Source organism: Roseateles sp. P2_H4 (genome assembly GCF_056403315.1).
Genome location: NZ_JBFUFR010000010.1, coordinates 37,500 through 56,730, shown reverse-complemented (window position 1 = coordinate 56,730; position 19,231 = coordinate 37,500). Strand labels below are relative to the sequence as shown.

The following is a 19,231-nucleotide window of genomic DNA, read 5'->3' as shown; positions in this document are numbered from 1 at the left end:
GTCAATTGCCATAGGCGTGTTCGGGCTGGTTGTGAAAAATCACGGTTTTCCTAGGAAAAACAAGCATTTGCGTTGGTTCGACGGCTCTGTGACGGCTCTGTGACGGCTTCGGTGGGGGGATACCCCCGGGAATGTCTTCCTACTCCGTAAAAAAAAGCATCACTACTCTCCCTCGGTCCGCTGGGCCTAAAGGCGTTTCACGGCGGTCAATTCAGCCTCAACCCTTTACCTCCGCTTCGCCATGAAATACCGCTTTCTTGCCCTCGCCGCGCTGACCATCGCCAGTCTCAACGTCCAAGCCGACACCGTCGCGCTTTGGGACTACAGCGCCGTACCCACTACTACCAAGCACACGCAAACCGCGAACGGCGCCTCCTTCGCAACCGTGGGTGCGATCACGACCAGCTTCGCTGGTGGCGTGACGAACCAAGCGCTGAACACTGCCTCCTACGCCGCACAAGGGACAGGCAACCTGACGCGTGGCGTTCAATTCCTGATCGACACCACCGGCTACACCGACCTCGTGCTGACGTTCGCCCAGCGCAACAGCGCCACGGCCTCGGCCTGGACGACGCTTCAGTACACCCTCGACGGCAGCAGCTGGCTCAACGCCACGAGCTTCCAGATGCCGGCCGCGCAGTCCACCCAGTTTGTTTCCGGCTTGACGTTCGATTTCAGTGCTATCCCTGCAGTCGACAACAACGACCACTTCGGCATCCGCTTCCTGGCCAGCTTCGCCCCTGGCACCAGCACCTACCTGGCCACGGGCCTCAGCTCCACCTACGGCACCGCCGGCACCATCCGCTATGACAACGTGCTGCTCAGCGGCACCGCCATCCCCGACCCGCTGCCTGTGCCCGAACCTCAGACTTATGCGCTGATGCTGGGCGGCCTCGCCGTCGTGGGCATGCTGGCCCGCCGTCGTCGCGCGATCTGAGCGTTGCTGCCCGCCCTTCCAAGCCCCAGATTCACTCTCTCGTCGAGGATGTTGTGAAAGTTCAATCCTTCCCCCTGCGCCCGCTTGCCGCGTGCATGCTGCCGCTGCTCTTGGCAGCATGCGGCGGCGCCAACTCGCCCACCGCTTCGGTCACGCCCGCCGCTACGGACGGCATGGCGCAAGCCGCTGCTGTGCACCCGAGCGTCAAGTACCCGGACCATCACGAGTTCGAGGCTGAGCTGAATGCTCCATTTGTTAGCGAGCAAGCCAGCGGCGCTCGCCGCTTCAGCGTGACGATGCACTACCTGGGAGCCCCGGAGGGCGAGCAGTTCGCTTACAAGCTTGAGCTGGTGTCTCCGGCCGGCAAGGTCGTGCAGACCTATGCCGGCGTGGAGCGCTTCAGCGGCAAGCCTGTGGCGCTGAACTTTGATTGGGCCGGTCGCACCGACAAGGCCAACCTCGCCGATGGTGTTTATGAGGCTCGCTTGACCGCCTTTGCGGTCGATGCTGGCATCGCCTCCAAGGGCGATACCGCCGAGGCGCGCGTGCAATCCCTGGCTCCGGCGGACGGTCACGCCCATACCGAGTCCTTCCAGTTCGTCATGGGCGCTGCGCCAGTTGCCAAGATGCCGGCCTACCGTGCCATGGCTCTGGGCAGCCAATTGAGTGGCGGCGAAGTGCCTCGTGCGAAAGCTCAGTCTGCCGGCGCGATCGCCAGTTGGCCCTACACCGTCTTCTATGGTTCCCTGCACGGGCAGACCAATGACTCAGACGGCGGCGGCAACGTGGCGACATGCAACGAGTCGCAGCCTGCGCAGACTGGCCAGTACGGTCCCGATGCGGCCTTCCCCTACGCCAAGAACCGCGGTCTGGACTTCTTCGGCAATACCGATCACAACCATTATTTCGATGGCAGCTCTGGCTTGGGAAATATCCCCGCCGCTACTGCGAAGACCCGCTACACAAACGGCGTGAGCATCGCCGCCAGCTACACCGCCGCCAATCCCGGCTTCCTCGCCATGTACGGCATGGAATGGGGCGTCATCAGCGGCGGTGGCCATCTGAACATCTTTAACAGCGATGAGCTCTACTCTTGGGAGTACGACCCAAGCAATCAGCTTTACGGCCATCGATTCATCGCCAAGAACGACTACGCGTCGCTCTACACCGTGATGCGGGCAGCCGGTCAAGTGGGGCAATTCAATCACCCTGATACGTCCGGCCAGTTCGTTGTGAACGGCACTGACTTTGGCTACACCGCCGACGGCGACGAGGTCATGGTGCTGGCCGAGGTGTCCAATACCAGCGCCTTCTCTAACAAGGAAGACGAAACCCAGCTCCCTGGCGGAGGCTACGAGAGCGCCTACAAGAAGATCCTCGAGCGCGGATTCCACGTCGCACCAGCCACTAATCAGGACAACCACTGCGCTAACTGGGGTGCCTCGTACACGAACCGAACGGCCATCCTCGTCCCAAACGGCACAGCTCTGACCCGTGAGAGCTTCGTCGAGGCGCTGCGCGCCCGCCGTGTGTTCGCCACCCACGACAAGAACTCGCAGCTTGTGTTCAGTGCTAACGGCGCCATCATGGGCTCGCGCATCAACAATCAGGGCGCACTCAACCTGAACATCGGCTTCGCCAACACAACTGGTAAGACCGTGTCGTTGATCGAGATCTGGCAAGGTGTCCCTGGCCGCAACGGCACGATGACGGTGCTCAGCAATAGCGCCACCTACAGCCACACCCCGACCGATGGCTTGCATGTCTACTACGCTCGCGTCACACAGAATGACGGAAAGGTCCTCTGGTCCGCCCCTATTTGGGTGAACCAAGGCGCCGCCAACAACGGCGACACCACGCCGCCCACCGTCAGTGCAAGCGAAACTGGCAACAGCGGCACCATCACGTTGTCGGCCGTGGCCAGTGACAACGTGGGTGTGACTAAGGTTGAGTTCTGGGTTGATAGCGCGCTGAAGGGCACGGTCACGACTCAGCCGTACCAGATGACGCTGAACTCGTCCACACTGCCGAATGGTGCGCACTCGTTGGTCGCCAAGGCTTTCGATGCCGCAGCGAACAGCGCTTCATCCACGGCGGTGAATTTCAATATCACCAACGCCGGAGCCTCGGCCAGTGAGACTGAGTCGAACAACACCATCGCAACCGCCAACGCTTTGGGCACAGCGACAACGGTCACGGGCTTCGTCAGTAGCGCCACCGACAAGGATTACTTCAAGGTCGATCTGCCGGCCAATAAGAAGATCCGCGTTGACATGACCGGCCCTAGCGGTGTTGACTATGACCTCTATCTTGTGAGTTCCTCGGGTGCCGGTCTGGCGTCTTCCGAAGGCACAACGGCCTCCGAGTCACTGACGTACACCAACGGCACCAGCGCTCGCACCGTCTACATCAAGGTGCAGAGCTACAGCGGCTTCAATGCGGCCTCGGGCTATACGCTGACGATCAGCTATCCCTGAGTTAGGGATGCTGCATCACGCGGCGAGATAGCGCCGTCGCGTCAAAACGTAGGGGCCTCCGGGCCCCTATTTCTTTGTTGCGCCGAGGGCTGGTACAACCGCCGCGGCAGCTAGCCGCGGCTCTGCCGGTGCGTGGTTCAGAGGGCGCCGTCAGGCATGATCGCGACCCATGTCGCCCGCACTCCTCCTGACCGGCGTCCTCGCCTATTTCGCGCTGCTGCTGCTGATCGCGCGAAGCGTCGCGCGTGGTTCGGGGGCCGAGGGGTTCTATGTCGGCGGCAGGGAAAGTCCCTGGCCGGTCGTCGCCTTCGGAATGGTCGGCACGTCGCTGTCCGGCGTCACTTTCATCAGCGTGCCGGGCTCGGTCGGGGCCAACGGCTTCACCTATCTGCAGATCGCCCTCGGCCAGGTCGTCGGCTATGTCGTCATCGCCGTGCTGCTGCTGCCGGCCTATCACCGCCTCAAGCTGGCCTCGATCTACGGCCTGCTGGGCGACCGCCTCGGCCCCGCGGCCCAGCGCCTGGGCTCGGCCTTCTTCGTGCTGAGCCGCACGCTGGGCGCGACGGCGCGGCTCTATCTCGTCGTGCAGGTGCTGCACACGCTGATCCTGCAGCCGCTGGGCGTGCCCTTCGCGCTGGGCGCGGCCGTCGTGCTGGTGATGATCCTGCTGTACACGGTCGAGGGCGGCGTGAAGGCGCTGGTGTGGACCGATACGCTGCAGACGGCCGGCATGCTGGCCGGCCTGTTCGTCTGCGTGGCCCTGCTGTGGCAGACCGGTGCGCTGGCCCAGCTCGACGCGGCGGGGCTGAGCCGCGTCTGGGTCGGCGACCCGATGAGCCGCGACTTCTCCGCCAAGGCCCTGCTGGCCGGCATGTTTATCGCCATCGCGATGACGGGGCTGGACCAGGAAATGATGCAGAAGAGCCTGTCGGTGGCAAGGCTGCGCGACGCGCAGAAGAACCTCTTCGTGCTGGCCGTGCTGATGCTCGTCGTCGTCACGGCCTTTCTGCTGCTGGGCGGCTTGCTGACGCTGTTCGCGCGCGAACATGGGCTGGCCGTCAGCGGCGACACCCTCTTCCCCACCGTCGTCATGCAATACCTGCCGGCCTGGGTGCAGGTCGTCTTCGTGCTGGCCCTGGTGTCGGCCCTGCTGCCCAGCGCCGACGGCGCGCTGACGGCGCTGACGGCCAGCACCTGCCTGGACCTGCTGCGCATCCCGCGCGAGGACGTGAGCACGCGGCGGCGCGTGCATCTCGGCTTCGCGGCGCTGTTCCTGGCTCTGGTGCTGGGTTTCAAGGCGCTGGACAGCAGCAGCATGATCTTCCTGATCCTGAAGCTGGCGGGCTATACCTATGGGCCGCTGCTGGGACTGTTCGCGTTTGCGCTGTTCACGCCGAGGGCGGTATCGGGTGGCGCGCTGGTCGGCGTTTGCGTGGCCGCGCCGCTGCTGTGTGCGCTGCTGGATTTCGGGCAGCCTTGGGGCGGCTATCAGATCGGCTTGGAATTGCTCTTGCTGAACGGCGTGCTGACCTGGACAGGTTTGTGGCTGGTGGCGCGGCGGCCGGGGCGAAGGGAGAACATCGCATGAGTCCTGACATGACCTTGAAGCCCTTGCGGCCCTGGAAGGAAGTGCTGCGCGACTGGGTCGCCGAGGTGTCCATGAAGGTGGGGCGACCGGAGGCCGAGTTGCTGGCGCGCGGCCTGAGCGCCTACGACTTCAGCCCGGAGCGCTATGTCGAGATCCGCTACCCCTTTGGTTGCACGCACAAGATCGACTCGGCCTTCGTCGTGGTGAGGCCGCAGGCGCGGCTGGCCGCGGTGTTCTCGGAGCATGCGGGCTATCTGGAGTTCGAGCTGATCGAGGAATGCGCGGTCGTGGAGATCCGCGAAGACATCTACTGGCAGGTCTAGGCATGACATCCGGGCTGCCTGCATCGCCCCTGGCCGGCATTGCTGCCCTCGAACTGACGTCGTCGCACGTCCAGGCACTGGCGCGTTTCTTTGCGGCCAACCCGGCCTACTTCCTCGCCGTGCAGGGCGAGCCGGCGCGGCCCGACGATGCGCGGGAGGAGATCGAGGAGCCGCTGCCGGAAGGCATTCCTCATACGAAGAAATGGGTCATCGGCTATGTCCGACCTGATGGCGAGATTGCCGCTCTCGTCAACCTCGTCTCGGACATCTTTGCGCCGTCGGTCTGGAACGTCAGCACCTTCATCGTCGAGACCGCCCGCCATGGCTCGGGCGATGCGCGACGCCTGTACGACAGCGTCGAAGCCTGGGCGCGCGAATCGGGCGCCTGCTGGCTGCGGTTGGGCGTGGTAATCGGCAACGCGAGGGCCGAACGCTTCTGGGCTTCGCTGGGCTATGCCGAGACGCGCGTGCGCAGCGGCTTTCAGATCGGCGATCAGATCAACGAACTGCGCGTCATGTGCAAGCCCTTGTGCGGTGGCTCGCTGGCCGAATATCTGGCATTGGTGCCGAGAGACCTGCCGGAGCCCGCACCCTAGACCTCCGAGCCGCCCGCCGCATGGCCCGGCGACACTCCCATCCCTGCATGTCCGCTCCCGCCGCCTCCTCGTCCTCCAGCCTGTCCCGCATGCTCGCCGGCTTCGTGCGCGAGCACTGGCGCGCCTACGCCGCGGCCGGCGCGATGCTGAGCTGCATCGCGGCCATGACGGTATGGATTCCGCGCCAGGTCGGCCATGTCGTGGATGCGTTGGTGGCCGGCGGGCTCAAGGGCTCGGCGCTGCTCGAGCAACTGGCGCTGCTGGTCGTTGCCGGCCTCCTCATCTACCTGCTGCGCGCCGGTTGGCGGCTGACGCTGTTCAAGGCGTCCTTCCGCCTCGGCGCGCGTCTGCGCACACGGCTCTACGGTCGCCTTGCGTTGCAAGGCCCGGCCTACTTCCAGCGTCAGCGCACCGGCGACTTGATGGCCCTGGCCACCAACGACATCGACACCGTCGAGCAGGCCGCTGGCGAAGCCATGCTGGCGGGCTTTGACGGCACGCAGACGCTGGTGCTGGTGCTCGCGATGATGACGATAGGCATCGACTGGCGCCTGGGCCTTGCCGCCCTCGTGCCCTTCCCGCTGATGGCCCTGGCTTTCTGGTGGATCTCGGGCCATCTGCACCAGGCCGCCCAGGATTCGCTGGGTGCCTTCAGCGGCCTGAACCAGCAGGTGCAGGAGAGCCTGTCGGGTGTGCGTACCGTGCGCGCCCTCGGCCTCGTCGCGCGCAGCGAGGCGCAGTTCACCGAGCTCGCCGAGAAGGCGGCCGAGGCCAGCTTTCGCTCGCAGCGCTGGGAGGCTGCCTACGAGCCGGCTGTCGGCATGACGCTGGGCGCCGCCACCGCCATCGCGCTGGCCATGGGCGGCTGGCTGGTCTCGCGTGGCGAGCTCAGCATTGGCCAGCTGACGGCCTTCACGATGTACCTCGGCCAGCTGATCTGGCCGATGTTCGCGGCCGGCTGGGTGCTGGCCCTGCTGGAACGCGGCCGGGCGGCCTGGACGCGCTTGGCGCCGGTGCTGGACGCACCGCTGACGCTGGCCGACGAGGGCAGGGCGGCGCTGCCCGTTGACACGACGCTTCGCGCCCAAGGCCTGACCTTCGCCTTTCCCGGCGCGAAGCGCCCGGCGCTGGAGAACGTCGACCTCGCCATCGCACCCGGCAAGACGCTGGGCATCGTCGGCGCCACCGGCGCGGGCAAGTCCACCTTCGTGCGCCTGCTGCTGCGCCAGTCCGAACCCGATGCCGGCCAGCTGACGCTGGGCGGCGTCGCGCTACCCGATCTGCCCCTCGCCAGCTTGCGCGCCCACATCGCCTGGGTGCCCCAGGAGCCCTTCCTGTTCTCGGCCTCGGTGGCCGACAACATTGCCCTGGCCAGGCCCGGCGCGACGCGCGAAGAGATCGAGGCCGCAGCGCGTCTGGCCTCGGTGCATGACGACATCGCGCGGCTTCCCGAAGGCTATGCGACCGAGGTCGGTGAGCGCGGCGTGACACTGTCCGGCGGCCAGCGCCAGCGCGTCGCCATCGCACGGGCGCTCCTGAGTGATGCACCGCTGCTGGTGCTGGACGACGCGCTGTCGGCCGTCGACACCGGTACGGAGACGGACATCCTCGACCACCTGCGCGAGCTGCGCACCGCGCGGCCGGACCGCAGCGTCATCGTCATCGCGCACCGCCTGTCGGCGGTGATGGACGCCGACGAGGTCATCGTGCTCAAGCAGGGCCATGTCATCGAGCGCGGCACGCATCAACAGCTGCTGGAACTGGGCGGCTGGTATGCGGCCCAGTGGCGCTATCAACAGATCGAGGCCAGCCTTGAAGCCGCTTGAGCCCGTGAAGCCCAAAGAGAAACCCTGGAAGAGCGTCGGACTGCTGCTGGACTCGGCGCGTCCTGAGCGCGCACACCTGATCCGCGGCGGCACCTGGCTCATCCTGGCCGCCGGCCTCGAAGTGCTCGCCCCCATCCTCGGCAAGCGCTATATCGACCACCACCTGCTGCCGCGCCAGTTCGACATCTTCGAGATGGCGACGCTGCTGGCGCTGATGCTGCTGACCGGCTGGGCGGCGAGCTGGATACGCTATGCCCAGCTGTCGCGCATGGCCGGCGTCGCGCGGCGCTCGGTGCTGAGGCTGCGCGAGCGGGTCTACGCTCATGTGCTGGCCCTGCCCATGGCCTTCTTCGACAAGGCCATCACCGGCCAGCTCGTCAGCCGCGTCACCAACGACACCGAGGCCGTCAACCAGCTCTATCGCCAGGTGCTCTATGTGATGCTGGACTCGACCATCGTCGTCTTCGGCTCGCTGGTGGCCATGGCCTTCCTGGACTGGCGGCTGATGCTCATCGTCGCGACGCTGGTGCCGGCCATGGTGGTCATCATCCTGGGCTACCAGAAGCTGTCGGCGCCGGCCGTGGCGCGCACCCGCCAGCTGCGCAGCGACATCAATGCGCAGATGGCCGAGAGCATGGCCGGCATGGCGGTGCTGCAGGCCAGCGGCGCGGCGGGCCGCTTCGGTGCGCGCTTCGAGACGACGAATGCCGAGCACCGGCTGTCTCGCATCGCCGAGCTGCGCGCCAACGCCTGGCTGCTGCGGCCGGCGCTGGACCTGATGAACGTGCTGCTGCTGGTCACCGTCATCTACAGCTTCGGCCGGCGTGAGATGTCGGGGCTGGAAGTGGGCCTGCTGTATGCCTTCCTCAGCTATATCGCCCGCGTCGTCGAGCCGCTGATCCAGATCACCATGCAGTTCGGCCAGCTGCAGCAGGCCATGGTGGCCGCTTCACGCGTGCGCACGCTGCTGGAGGAGGATGAGCACCGCGGGCCGGCCCAGGACGGCCGCGACATCGCCCAGGGCGGCATCCGCATCGACGGGCTGACGTTCGGCTACGACCCGGCGCGGCCGGTGCTGCATGGCGTCGACGTCGACATCCCGGCTGGCAGCTTTGTCGGCATCGTCGGCCACACGGGCAGTGGCAAGAGCACGCTGCTGTCGCTGYTGCTGCGCTTCTACACGGCGCAGCAGGGGCGCATCACGGTCGACGGCCAGCCGCTGGCGGCGGTGCCCGATGCCGCCTTCCGCGACGCGGTGGGCCTGGTGCCGCAGGAGCCCTATCTGATGTCGGCCAGCGTGCGCGACAACATCGCGATGGGCCGGCCCGGCATCACGGACGAAGACGTCGAGGACGCCGCCAAGGCCGCCCGCGCGCACGACTTCATCACGGCGCTGCCACAGGGTTACGACACCAAGCTGGGCGAGGGCGGGGCGCGCGTCTCCACCGGCCAGAAGCAGTTGCTGGCGATGGCGCGAGCTTTGGCTGGTGCGCCGCGCATCCTGTTCCTGGACGAAGCGACCAGCAATATCGACAGCGCGACCGAGCAGCGCGTCGGCGAGGCGCTGACGGCCCTGCATGGCCGCGTGACGGTGGTGGCCATCGCGCACCGCCTGTCCACCATCCGTGCGGCCGACCAGATCCTGGTCCTCAACCATGGCCATCTGCAGGAGCGTGGGCCGCACGAGGCGCTGATGGCCATCGAGGGCGGCCTGTACCGCCGCCTCGTGGAGCTGCAGACGCTGGAAGAGGTGGGGGAAGACCTCCAGGACGGGATCGCGCAGTAGGGGGGCTTCCCTCTTTTGAAGGCCCCTGATCCAGGGACAGGCCAACCCCGGTTGTTGCCTGCGCGGCGCGGCCCGAGCATGCACGCGCTCGTTGCTGCCATGCCGTCGCGAGCACGCGTTCGGGACCGCTTTCCATGCGCCTGGCGGCCATGAGCTGGCCGGGCCGTGATCCCGAGTTCATCCACCCCGATCAGGGAACCCCATGATGCGTTTTCAAACCAAGCCGCTGGCCCTTGCCGGCCTCCTGGCGCTGTGCTCCTTCGCCCATGCCGGCGACAAAGTCTGGATCAGCCTCGGCGATGCGGCCCTCGCCCAATTGCAGAAACACACGACCGTGACCTTGAGCGCCAGTGCGACGCCCACCGCGCAGCTGGCCGGCGTTGAAAGCACGGCCGCCGCCAGCCGTCGTGCCGAAGCCATCCACCTCGTGCAGGTGGACGAAGATGACCTGCTGCACCTGTCGGGCGCAGTGCACCGCGAGCTGCACCGCTGCGGCGGCTTCATGTTCCACCCCAGCCAGGCGGAAGGCCTGGCCACGCTGCAGCGCCATTCGGGCGCCGCCAAGCTGGCCGCGGCGGCCGCCCTCACGCGGCCGAGCTACGTCATCGACCAGCAGGCCGTCGTCACGCCCATGCTCAACCAGATGCAGGCGAGCAACATCGGCCAGACCATCATCGACCTGTCCGCCAATGTCAACCGCTACTACCAGACCAGCGGCGGCGTCGCCGCGTCGGACTGGCTGAAGCAGCGCTGGACCACGCTGGCCGCCGGCCGCAGCGACATCACGGTGGCGCAGTTCACCCACGCGAGCTGGAAGCAGAAGTCGGTGATTGCCACCATCCAGGGCAGCGACAACGCGAACGAAGTGGTGGTGCTGGGCGGCCACCTCGATTCGATCAACCAGTCGAACACCAGCGAAACCGGCCGTGCGCCGGGCGCCGATGACGATGCGTCCGGCGTGGCCAGCCTCACCGAGGTGTTCCGCACCATGGTCGCCACCGGCTACAAGCCGCGCCGCACGCTGAAGTTCATGGCCTACGCGGCTGAGGAAGTGGGCCTGCGCGGCTCGCAGGAGATCGCCACCAGCTTCGCCAATGCCGGCACCAACGTGGTGGGCGTGATGCAGCTGGACATGACCAACTACAAGGGGTCGGTGAATGACATCTACATCTACACCGACTACACCGACAGCGCGCAGAACACCTTCGTCACCAACCTCATCAAGACGTATCTGCCGACGCTGAAGATAGGCACCGACCGCTGCGGCTATGCCTGCTCCGACCATGCCTCATGGACGGCCAAGGGTTACTACGCCACCATGCCCTTCGAAGCGGCCATGGGCGAGGACGACCCCTATATCCACACCGCCAACGACACCTACGCCAACACCGGCAGCCAGGCCGACAACTCACTGAAGTTCGCCCGCATGGCGCTGGCCTATATGGTGGAGCTGGGCAGCGACGGCAGCAGCGGCATCCCCGACAAGACCGAGACCTTCAGCGGCAGCCTGACGAAGAACCAGACGCGCAACTTCGGTCCGTTCAAGGCCGGCGTTGGGGCATTCAAGGCCAGCACCACCGGTACCGGCGACATCGACCTGTATGCCAGGCGCACCACCGTCCCGACCACCAGCAGCTACGACTGCAAGTCCGACGGCAGCACCGCCACCGAGAGCTGCAGCATCAACGTCACCGCCAACGGCGATGTCTATGTGCTGCTCAAAGGCTATAGCGCCGGCAACTACAACCTCACGGTGACCTACAAGCCGCAGTGAGGGCAAGGGCCTGTTGACGCTACGGCGATGGGCCCTAACGCGCCCGGGCTTCGAGCACGGTCAGGCTGCCGCGCAACTCGCGCAGCGCCTGTTCGATGCGCGTCTCTTGTGGCGCCGCCAGCAGGCGCGCCTCGCGGCTGGCCAGCACGTCTTCGCGCAGTGTCAGGCCGGCGCGCGCGAACTGCGGCTTCAACACCGCCGCACGCTCGCGCAGCAGTTCGCGCGTAGCCTGGTAGGCGTGCTCGGCGAGGTGGCGGCGCTGGCTGTAGCTGAAGGTGTTGGCCATGAAGAGCTCGGCATCGCGCGGGTCGGGCTCGAACAGCACGATGTCGGTCTGCGGATGCGTCAGCTCATAGCCCTTCAGGCCGAGGGCCAGGCGCGAATGGATCAGCGAGCGGAAGGTCTGCGACAGCACCAGCGGCAGGCCGCCGTCCACCAGGCGGTGGATGCGCGGTTGCAGCGCCTTCACGGCCGGGCGGCCGAGCTTGCTGGCCAGCTTTTTGGCCCGGCGCGAGCGCGCGTCGCGGGGCGACAGGCGGTTGCTTTCGTAGGGCACCAGCGGGTTCAGGCAGATCAGCAGGTCCAGGCCGCGGTCCAGCAGCACGGAGGCGTGCAGCGTCTTCTTCAAGGCGCCGTCCACATAGTGCCGGCCGTCGATTTCGACCGGCGGGAACAGGCCCGGCAAGGCCGCGCTGGCCTGCACGGCCTGGGAGATGGGCACATGGTCCCAGCCCTCGGTGCCGAAGGGGATGGCGTCGCCGCTGTCCAGGTCGGTCGCCACCAGCACCAGGCGGTGACGCAGCTCGCGGAAGTCGTTCGTGCGGCCGGGCAGGGCGAAGACCTGGGTCAAGGCCTCGCCAAAGCGCTCGCTGGACAGCAGGCCAGTGGGCAGCACGCGGCCCAGGCGCTCGATGGCGCCCAGCACGGAGCGGCCTTCCAGCAGCACCTCGCGTGCCGCATCGGCCAGCAGGCCGGGCAGCAGGCGCAGGCGCTCGCCGAACTCGGCCCAGGCCGGCTGCAGCAGCTCGGCGGGGTCGAAGCGGTCGGGCGCTTCGGCGGTGTTCTCGATGAAGGCGGCGCAGAGCTGGCGCGGCGTCATGCCGTTGGCCAGGCCGGCGGCGATGAAGCCGCCCGCGCTGACGCCGATATAGCCGTCGCAGGCGGTGAAGTCGAGGCCACCCACGGCCTCCTCCAAAGCACAAAGGGCGCCAACTTCATAGATGGCGCCCAGTGGGCCTCCGCCCGCCAAGGCCAAACCGATCTTCGGTTGGCTCATGGTCGGAGAGAGTTAACTTGCTTAGGCTTGCGCTGCAGGCGTGGCGGCCGGAGCGGCAGCCTTCTTGGCAGCCGGAGCACGCTTGGCCGGAGCGGCCTTCTTGGCGGCCGGAGCCTTGGGAGCAGCAGCCTTCTTGGCCACAGCCTTGACGGCGGCCTTCACGGGCGCAGCCTTCTTGGCGACGGCCTTGACGGCAGCCTTCTTGGCGGGCGCAGCCTTGGCGACGACGGCCTTCTTCACGGCGGCGGCCTTCTTGACGACGGTCTTCTTGGCCTTGGCAGCGGGCGAAGCCTTCTTCAGGCCAGCCGACACGGCCAGGTCGTCGATGCGCTTGATCAGGCTCTGCACGTCGCCGGCGGAGGGCACGTTCAGGGTCTTGAGGGCCTTGGCAACGCGTTGCTCGAAGATGGTTTCGAGCTTGTCCCAGTGCTGGCCGGCCTTGGCGCCGACATCACCGGCCATGCCGCTGACCTTGGTGGCCACGGCGCTGAGCTTTTCCTCAGCGGCGGATTGGGTCTTCTTTTGCAATTTCAGTCCTTCCGAGACCAGGGCCTCGAAAACCTTGCCGCCTTCGCCCTGGGCCTTGGCGAAAGAGGCCAGGCCGGCGGCCCAGATCTGCTGTGCGCTGTCCTTGACGTTCTTGGCCATGTCGCCATCGAGCAGGCCAGCCGGGAAGCCGGTGGCGGCCGAGGCCTTCTTCTTGTCAGCCATCTTCTGGAGCTTCTTGACCATGGTGGTTCCTTGCGAGTTAGCGAATTGCAGCGGGACTGTAGCGGCGCGACCCCGCGTCAGCGCGGCCATTCCTAGTGAGTGCGCTCTACGATGGAGCAGGCCGTTTCCTGGGGAAAGTGCCCAGCGGGCCACCGCAAACCCTGGTCAAGAATCAGCGCGACACGTCCAAATCCACAAGCAGGAGACCCCCCATGCAGTATTTCGTCACTGGCGCCACAGGCTTCATCGGCAAGCGGCTCGTCAAGAAGCTGCTGGCGCGCCGCGGCAGCACGGTCCACTTCCTGATGCGCGAGGAGAGCGCAGCCAAGCTGCCCGACCTGCTCGCCTACTGGGGCGTCAGCAAGACCCGCGCGATTCCCGTCTTCGGCGACCTGACGGGCAAGAAGCTCGGCGTCGCCAGCGACGTCATCAAGAGCCTGAAGGGCCAGATCGATCATCTGTATCACCTGGCTGCGGTCTATGACCTGGGCGCCGACGAGGAGTCGCAGGTCGCCGTCAACATCGAGGGCACCCGCAGCATGGTGGAGTTCGCGCAGGCCATCGATGCCGGCCATGTGCACCACGTCAGCTCGATTGCGGCGGCAGGCCTGTACGAAGGCGTGTTCCGCGAGGACATGTTCGAGGAAGCCGAGAACCTCGATCACCCCTACTTCATGACCAAGCACGAGAGCGAGAAGATCGTGCGCAAGGAGTGCAAGCGTCCCTGGACGGTCTACCGCCCGGCGCTGGTGGTGGGCGACTCCAAGTCCGGCGAGATGGACAAGATCGACGGGCCCTACTACTTCTTCAAGCTGATCCAGCGCATGCGCCAGATCCTGCCGCCGTGGATGCCCAGCGTCGGCCTCGAAGGCGGTCGCATCAACATCGTGCCGGTGGACTTCGTCGTCGAAGCGCTCGACCACATCTCGCACAAGGTCAGCAAGGGCCACGGCTGCTACCACCTCGTCGACCCCAAGGGCTACCGCGTCGGTGACGTGCTGGACATCTTCAGCAAGGCCGCGCATGCGCCCAAGATGAATCTGTTCATCAATGCCGCGTTGATGGGCTTCATTCCCAAGAGCGTCAAGAAGGGCCTGATGGCGCTGGCGCCGGTGCGTCGCATCCGCAACGCCGTCATGAAGGACCTCGGCATTCCCGAGGACATGTTCACCTTCATCAACTACCCGACCCGCTTCGACTGCCGTGACACCGAGGCCGCGCTGAAGGGTTCGGGCATTGCCTGCCCCGACCTCAACGACTACGCCTGGCGACTGTGGGACTACTGGGAGCGTCATCTCGACCCGGCCCTCTTCATCGACCGGTCCTTGCGCGGCGCGACCGGCGGCAAGGTGGTGCTGGTGACGGGCGGTTCCTCGGGCATCGGCCTGGCCGCCGCCATCAAGTTCGCCGAGGCCGGCGCCATCACGCTGATCTGCGCGCGTGACCAGGTCAAGCTCGACGAAGCGGTGGCCGAGATCAAGGAGAAGGCCGGCAAGCAGGCCCAGATCCACGCCTTCGCCTGCGACATCGCCGATGAGGCGGGCTGCGCCGGGCTGATCGAGTGGTGCAACGACAACTTCGGCGGCGTCGACTTCCTCATCAACAACGCCGGCCGCTCCATCCGCCGCGCCATCGAGAGCAGCTACGACCGCTTCCACGACTTCCAGCGCACGATGGACCTGAACTACTTCGGCTGCCTGCGCGTGACCATGGGCCTGCTGCCCGGCATGGTGGCCAAGAAGAAGGGCCATGTCGTCAACATCAGCTCCATCGGCGTGCTGACGAACGCGCCGCGCTTCAGTGCCTACGTGGCCAGCAAGGCCGCGCTGGACGCCTGGACGCGCTGCGCCTCCAGCGAGTTCGCCGACACCGGCGTGACCTTCACGACGATCAACATGCCGCTGGTGCGCACGCCGATGATCGCGCCCACGGCGATCTACAAGAACGTGCCGACGCTGGCGCCCGAGGAGGCCGGCGACATGATTGCCCAGGCCTGCATCAACAAGCCGGTGCGCATCGCCACGCGTCTGGGCATCTCGGGCGAGATGCTGCACGCCGCCGCGCCGCGCATCGCGCAGATCGTCATGAACACGACCTTCCGCATGTTCCCCGACAGCTCGGCCGCCAAGGGCGACAAGTCGGGCAAGTCGGGGCTGTCGCCGGAAGCGATTGCCATGCAGCAGATGATGCGAGGCATCCACTTCTAAGCCATCGATGAGCGCCCAGGGGCCACAGAGCCCCGGCGCGTGAAGGGAGGATCTCTTGCAACACTCACACCCTGTCGGGCCGCTGCCGTCCGTCAAGCCGGCGCCCACGCCGCGCAGCTACAAGTTGCGCGCCTGGGGTGCCGTCGCCTCGCTGATCGCCTTCCTGGGCGTCTATTTCGGCCTCGCTGGCTGGTTCGCCTGGACGGCCTGGCGCCTGGGCCAGAGTGTCTTTGCCGGCCGCAGCGATGCCTTCTGGGCCTTTCTGGTGGCCCTGTGCGCGGCGCTGCTGGCCGTCTTCATGCTGAAGGCGCTGTTCTTCCGCCAGCGCCGCGGTGAAGACCACAGCGTGGAGATCCAGTCGAGCGACCAGCCCGCGCTGTTCGTCGAGCTGAACGCGATTGCCGATGCCGTGGGCGCCCCGCGCCCGCACCGCGTGCTGGTGTCGGCGCGCGTCAATGCGGCGGTGTTCTACGACCTGTCGCCGCTGAACCTGCTGTGGCCGACGAAGAAGAACCTCGAGATCGGACTGGGCCTCGTCAATGTGCTGAACCGCAGCGAGTTGCGTGCGGTGCTGGCCCATGAGTTCGGCCACTTCGCGCAGCGCGCCATGGCCGTTGGCCGCTGGGTCTATGTGGCCCAGCAGATTGCGGCGCGGCTGGTGGCCCAGCGCGACATGCTGGACAACTTCCTGCAGGCCCTGAGCCGCTTCGACTTCCGCATCGCCTGGGTCGGCTGGGTGCTGAGCGTCATCGTCTGGGCCATCCGCAGCCTCGTCGACAGCGTCTTCACCGGTGTGCAGTTGCTGCAGCGCAGCCTCGGCCGCGAAATGGAATACGGCGCCGACGCCGTCGCCGTCGCGCTGACCGGCAGCGACGCCCTCGTGCATGCCCTCTACAAGCTGCAGACGGCCGATATCGACTGGGACCGTGCCGCCGGCGTGGCGAGTGAACTGCGCGCCAAGGAACATTGGGTGGGCGACCTGTTCGCGCTGCAGGCTGCCATCTCCGAGCGCACCGGCCGCATGCTGGACGACGGCGACTACGGCCGGGTGCCCACGCAGCCCGGCGGCCCCAACCGCCTGTTCGACACCGCCGACAGCGCCGTGCCGCAGATGTGGCGCACCCACCCCCTCAACCACGAGCGCGAGGCGCGCGCCAAGGCCGACTACCGGCCCAGCGAAGTCGACGGGCGCAGCGCCTGGTCGCTGTTCGAGAACGCCGTCGCGCTGCGCGAGCAGGTCACGCGCCGGCTGATCGAGGCGCCCGACGGTGCCAAGCCCATGGATGAGGCAGGCTTGCAGACCGAACTGGACGAGCGCTTCGGCGGCGAGCTGCTGCAGCCGCGCTATCGCGGCGCCTACCTCGGCCGCGCGCTGACCCGCCATGTGGCCGAGCCCGGTCAGCTCGTCGGCGCCTTGCCCGAAGCGGCCGACGGCATCCAGCGCCTGGCGGCCCTCTACCCGGCCAGCCTGGGCGAAGCCGTGCGCCGCTGGCGCCGGGTGGACGCCGACAAGGAGCCCGCCGAGCACGCCGAGCTGCTGGCGGAGCTGCGCCGCCACGACGAGGTCGCCCGTGCCACCCACCTCGCGCTGGCGCGCGCCCTGGGCGATGGCAGCGAAGCAAGGCTGCGCGGCCTGCTGGCGCAATTGCATTACGCCGAACACACCGCTGCCAACCTGCGCGACCTGCGCGGCGTGCTGGCCCACACGGTGCGCGTCGAGAGCACCGGCCGCGTCAGCGAGGCCGGCCGCATGCGCGTGCGGGATGCCGGCGGCCTGCTGCAGCACGCGCTGAGCCAGCTGTATGCCGACGCCCCGGATGTCGTGCTGGACGAAGGCACGCGCAAGCGGCTGGAAGTGGACAGCTGGGCTGCCGGTCTGGGCGAACTCAAGCTGGGCCCGCCCGACATCAGCCACCTGGGCGACTGGCTCGGCGTCGTCGACAGCTGGATGGATCTGGCCGAGCGGGCCCTCAATGGCCTGCGCGGCGCGGTGCTGGCCGAACTGCTTGCCGTTGAAAGCCGCGTGGCCAGCCAGCAACCCGATGCCGGCGCGATCCAGCCGGCGGTGCCGCGCAGCTATGCCACGCTGCTGGACGGCGCCGAGCGCCCACGCAACCTCACCCCCAGCCTGTGGGCGCGCTTCCTGGCCGCCGAGGGGCGCGGCGCGGCAGCGGCACGCGTCGCCGTGGCCGGCGGCATCGTCGTCGGCGTGCTCGGCTTTGGCGGCGGCTATGGCGACATCAGCGTGCAGGTGCTCAACGGCCTGGACCGCCCGGTGCGCGTGCGCGTCGGCGGCGCCGGCGCCATCACGCTGCCCGCCTTCGGCTCGGCCAGCGTCGGCCAGGCGCCGGACGCGCACCTGCCCATCGTCGCGGAGACCGAGCAGGGTGAACTCATCGAGCGTTTCGAGGTGGCGCTGGAGCACGGCCCCGGCCTGCCGGTCTACAACATCGCAGGCGCCGCGCCGCTGGTCGAGCTGACCTACACCTATGGCCAGGACGCCGGTTCCGTGCCGCTCAAGGTGGTGGGCGCCACGCGCTGGTCGTCGAGCCCTGCCGATGTCTTTTTCGGCGACCCGCCGCACAGCGTCTCGGTCAAGCGCGGCCAGACCGAGGTGCGGCGCGTGCTCTACAGCGCCGCCGATGCGATGCCCGGCCTGCAACTCAATCTGTTGCAGGGCGATGCGGCCGCCGCCGAGCGGCTGGGCGCGCTGCATCTGCAGTGGGACCGCCGCGACGCGCCGACGCGCTTCCTCTGGCTGGGCCAGCTGCGCGGCCAGCCGGCACACGCCAGGCTGATGGCTGCCGCCCTGGCGCGCGAGCCGGCCAGCATCGAACTGCAGCGCGAGCGCTTCGACACCCTGCCCGCCGACGAGTTGAAGCCCTTGTGTGACGAGCTCGGCCGCCGGGCGGCCGCGGCGGATGCCGATGGCAACGCGGTCTATCTGGCCGCGCGCTGCCTGCCTGACGGCCCGCTGCGTGACGCCGCGCTGCTGGCCGGCCTGGCGCGCTTCCCTCAGCACGCCTGGCTGGCCTATGGCGCCGCCTGGGTCGAAGCCGGCAACGCCGACTGGCGCGTCGCGCTGCGCGACTACGAGCGGGCCCGCGCCGAGCCCACGCTGGCGCCGTTTGCCACCATCGAGGCCAACCGCCTGAGGCGCCTGCTGGGCGAGCAGCTGCTGGATGCCGAGGCCGAGCGCATCGGCCCGCCCAGCCGCTTGCAGACTGCGCTGGGCCTGCAGGCCACCGCCGGCACGCTGATCACGGAGCCCGAGGCCTACGCCAAGCTGGGCGCCGGCCAACCCAACCAGGTGGCCGCGCTTGCTCCCAGCCCGCACCTGCTGCGCCTGGCTGCAGCTTCCGACGGGGCTTCCGTCGAACTGCGCGGGCGCGCCTCGGCCCTGCCGGCCGGCCAGGGCCTGGACAGGGACACCTATTGGACGGCGCTGGCGCTGGCCGAGCGTGAGCACTGGGCAGCGCCAGCCTTGCCGCAGGCCGGATTGCCAGGGGTGGATGCCCAGGAGCTGCGCAAGCTCGAAGCCTTCCATGCGGCGCTGCGCAGCCCCGCCACGCTGGCCGGCGCCGAGAAGCATCTGCAGGGCCTGTCGCTCGAATTGCGCGGCCAGGCCTACAGCATGGCCACCGTGCTGCTGGGCAACCGCACGCCTCCCGCCTGGCGCGAAGCCGCCAAACGCCTGCTGCTCAGCCACGAGCGCCCTTACTTCAACTGA

12 protein-coding genes are annotated in these 19,231 nt (G+C 67.5%); 10 read left to right on the top strand and 2 right to left on the bottom strand.

Annotated features, from left to right (window positions below; genetic code table 11):
- Positions 1–241 precede the first annotated feature (241 nt).
- From AC1DW3_RS09845 to AC1DW3_RS09810, 8 genes are all read left to right on the top strand, one after another.
- Complete coding sequence (locus AC1DW3_RS09845; protein WP_477930925.1) at positions 242–937, top strand: PEP-CTERM sorting domain-containing protein; 696 nt, start codon at positions 242–244, stop codon at positions 935–937.
- Positions 938–1,032: 95 nt separating this feature from the next.
- Positions 1,033–3,414, top strand: coding sequence for a CehA/McbA family metallohydrolase (locus AC1DW3_RS09840; RefSeq protein WP_477930923.1), 2,382 nt, complete (start codon positions 1,033–1,035; stop codon positions 3,412–3,414).
- A 169-nt stretch (positions 3,415–3,583) separates the two neighbouring features.
- Positions 3,584–5,002, top strand: a complete 1,419-nt coding sequence (locus tag AC1DW3_RS09835; protein ID WP_477930922.1) for a sodium:solute symporter — start codon at positions 3,584–3,586, stop codon at positions 5,000–5,002.
- A gap of 8 nt (positions 5,003–5,010) precedes the next feature.
- Positions 5,011–5,325, top strand: a complete 315-nt coding sequence (locus AC1DW3_RS09830; RefSeq protein ID WP_477930920.1) for a hypothetical protein — start codon at positions 5,011–5,013, stop codon at positions 5,323–5,325.
- Positions 5,326–5,327: 2 nt separating this feature from the next.
- Positions 5,328–5,921, top strand: coding sequence for a GNAT family N-acetyltransferase (locus tag AC1DW3_RS09825; RefSeq protein ID WP_477930918.1), 594 nt, complete (start codon positions 5,328–5,330; stop codon positions 5,919–5,921).
- Between the two features lie 47 nt (positions 5,922–5,968).
- Positions 5,969–7,747, top strand: coding sequence for an ABC transporter ATP-binding protein (locus AC1DW3_RS09820; protein WP_477930916.1), 1,779 nt, complete (start codon positions 5,969–5,971; stop codon positions 7,745–7,747).
- A complete protein-coding gene (locus AC1DW3_RS09815) occupies positions 7,695–9,533 on the top strand; it encodes an ABC transporter ATP-binding protein (protein ID WP_477930914.1) in 1,839 nt (612 codons plus the stop codon). Before AC1DW3_RS09820 ends, AC1DW3_RS09815 begins: the two co-directional genes overlap by 53 nt.
- A 202-nt stretch (positions 9,534–9,735) precedes the next feature.
- Positions 9,736–11,307, top strand: coding sequence for a M20/M25/M40 family metallo-hydrolase (locus AC1DW3_RS09810; protein ID WP_477930912.1), 1,572 nt, complete (start codon positions 9,736–9,738; stop codon positions 11,305–11,307).
- A 34-nt stretch (positions 11,308–11,341) separates the two neighbouring features.
- Here AC1DW3_RS09810 and AC1DW3_RS09805 read toward each other — a convergent pair whose 3' ends face one another.
- Together AC1DW3_RS09805 and AC1DW3_RS09800 are read right to left on the bottom strand one after the other, a co-directional pair.
- Entirely contained in the window at positions 11,342–12,583 is a 1,242-nt protein-coding gene (locus tag AC1DW3_RS09805; RefSeq protein WP_477930910.1) for a patatin-like phospholipase family protein, read from the bottom strand.
- Positions 12,584–12,604: 21 nt separating this feature from the next.
- Positions 12,605–13,315 (bottom strand): phasin family protein, encoded by a 711-nt coding sequence (locus AC1DW3_RS09800; RefSeq protein ID WP_477930909.1) that lies wholly within the window; start codon positions 13,313–13,315, stop codon positions 12,605–12,607.
- Between the two features lie 191 nt (positions 13,316–13,506).
- Here AC1DW3_RS09800 and AC1DW3_RS09795 point away from each other — a divergent pair, with 191 nt between their 5' ends.
- Both AC1DW3_RS09795 and AC1DW3_RS09790 read left to right on the top strand, forming a co-directional pair.
- Positions 13,507–15,501 carry an SDR family oxidoreductase gene (locus tag AC1DW3_RS09795; RefSeq protein ID WP_477930907.1) on the top strand — a complete coding sequence of 665 codons (1,995 nt, stop codon included), beginning with the start codon at positions 13,507–13,509 and terminating at the stop codon, positions 15,499–15,501.
- 55 nt (positions 15,502–15,556) lie between these two features.
- A complete protein-coding gene (locus AC1DW3_RS09790; RefSeq protein ID WP_477930905.1) occupies positions 15,557–19,231 on the top strand; it encodes a M48 family metalloprotease in 3,675 nt (1,224 codons plus the stop codon).

Coding starts and splice junctions, on each gene's coding strand:
- AC1DW3_RS09845 (WP_477930925.1), top strand. CDS start 242: ATGAAATACCGCTTTCTTGCCCTCGCCGCGCTGACCATCGCCAGTCTC.
- AC1DW3_RS09840 (WP_477930923.1), top strand. CDS start 1,033: ATGCTGCCGCTGCTCTTGGCAGCATGCGGCGGCGCCAACTCGCCCACC.
- AC1DW3_RS09835 (WP_477930922.1), top strand. CDS start 3,584: ATGTCGCCCGCACTCCTCCTGACCGGCGTCCTCGCCTATTTCGCGCTG.
- AC1DW3_RS09830 (WP_477930920.1), top strand. CDS start 5,011: ATGACCTTGAAGCCCTTGCGGCCCTGGAAGGAAGTGCTGCGCGACTGG.
- AC1DW3_RS09825 (WP_477930918.1), top strand. CDS start 5,328: ATGACATCCGGGCTGCCTGCATCGCCCCTGGCCGGCATTGCTGCCCTC.
- AC1DW3_RS09820 (WP_477930916.1), top strand. CDS start 5,969: ATGTCCGCTCCCGCCGCCTCCTCGTCCTCCAGCCTGTCCCGCATGCTC.
- AC1DW3_RS09810 (WP_477930912.1), top strand. CDS start 9,736: ATGATGCGTTTTCAAACCAAGCCGCTGGCCCTTGCCGGCCTCCTGGCG.
- AC1DW3_RS09805 (WP_477930910.1), bottom strand. CDS start 12,583: ATGAGCCAACCGAAGATCGGTTTGGCCTTGGCGGGCGGAGGCCCACTG.
- AC1DW3_RS09800 (WP_477930909.1), bottom strand. CDS start 13,315: ATGGTCAAGAAGCTCCAGAAGATGGCTGACAAGAAGAAGGCCTCGGCC.
- AC1DW3_RS09795 (WP_477930907.1), top strand. CDS start 13,507: ATGCAGTATTTCGTCACTGGCGCCACAGGCTTCATCGGCAAGCGGCTC.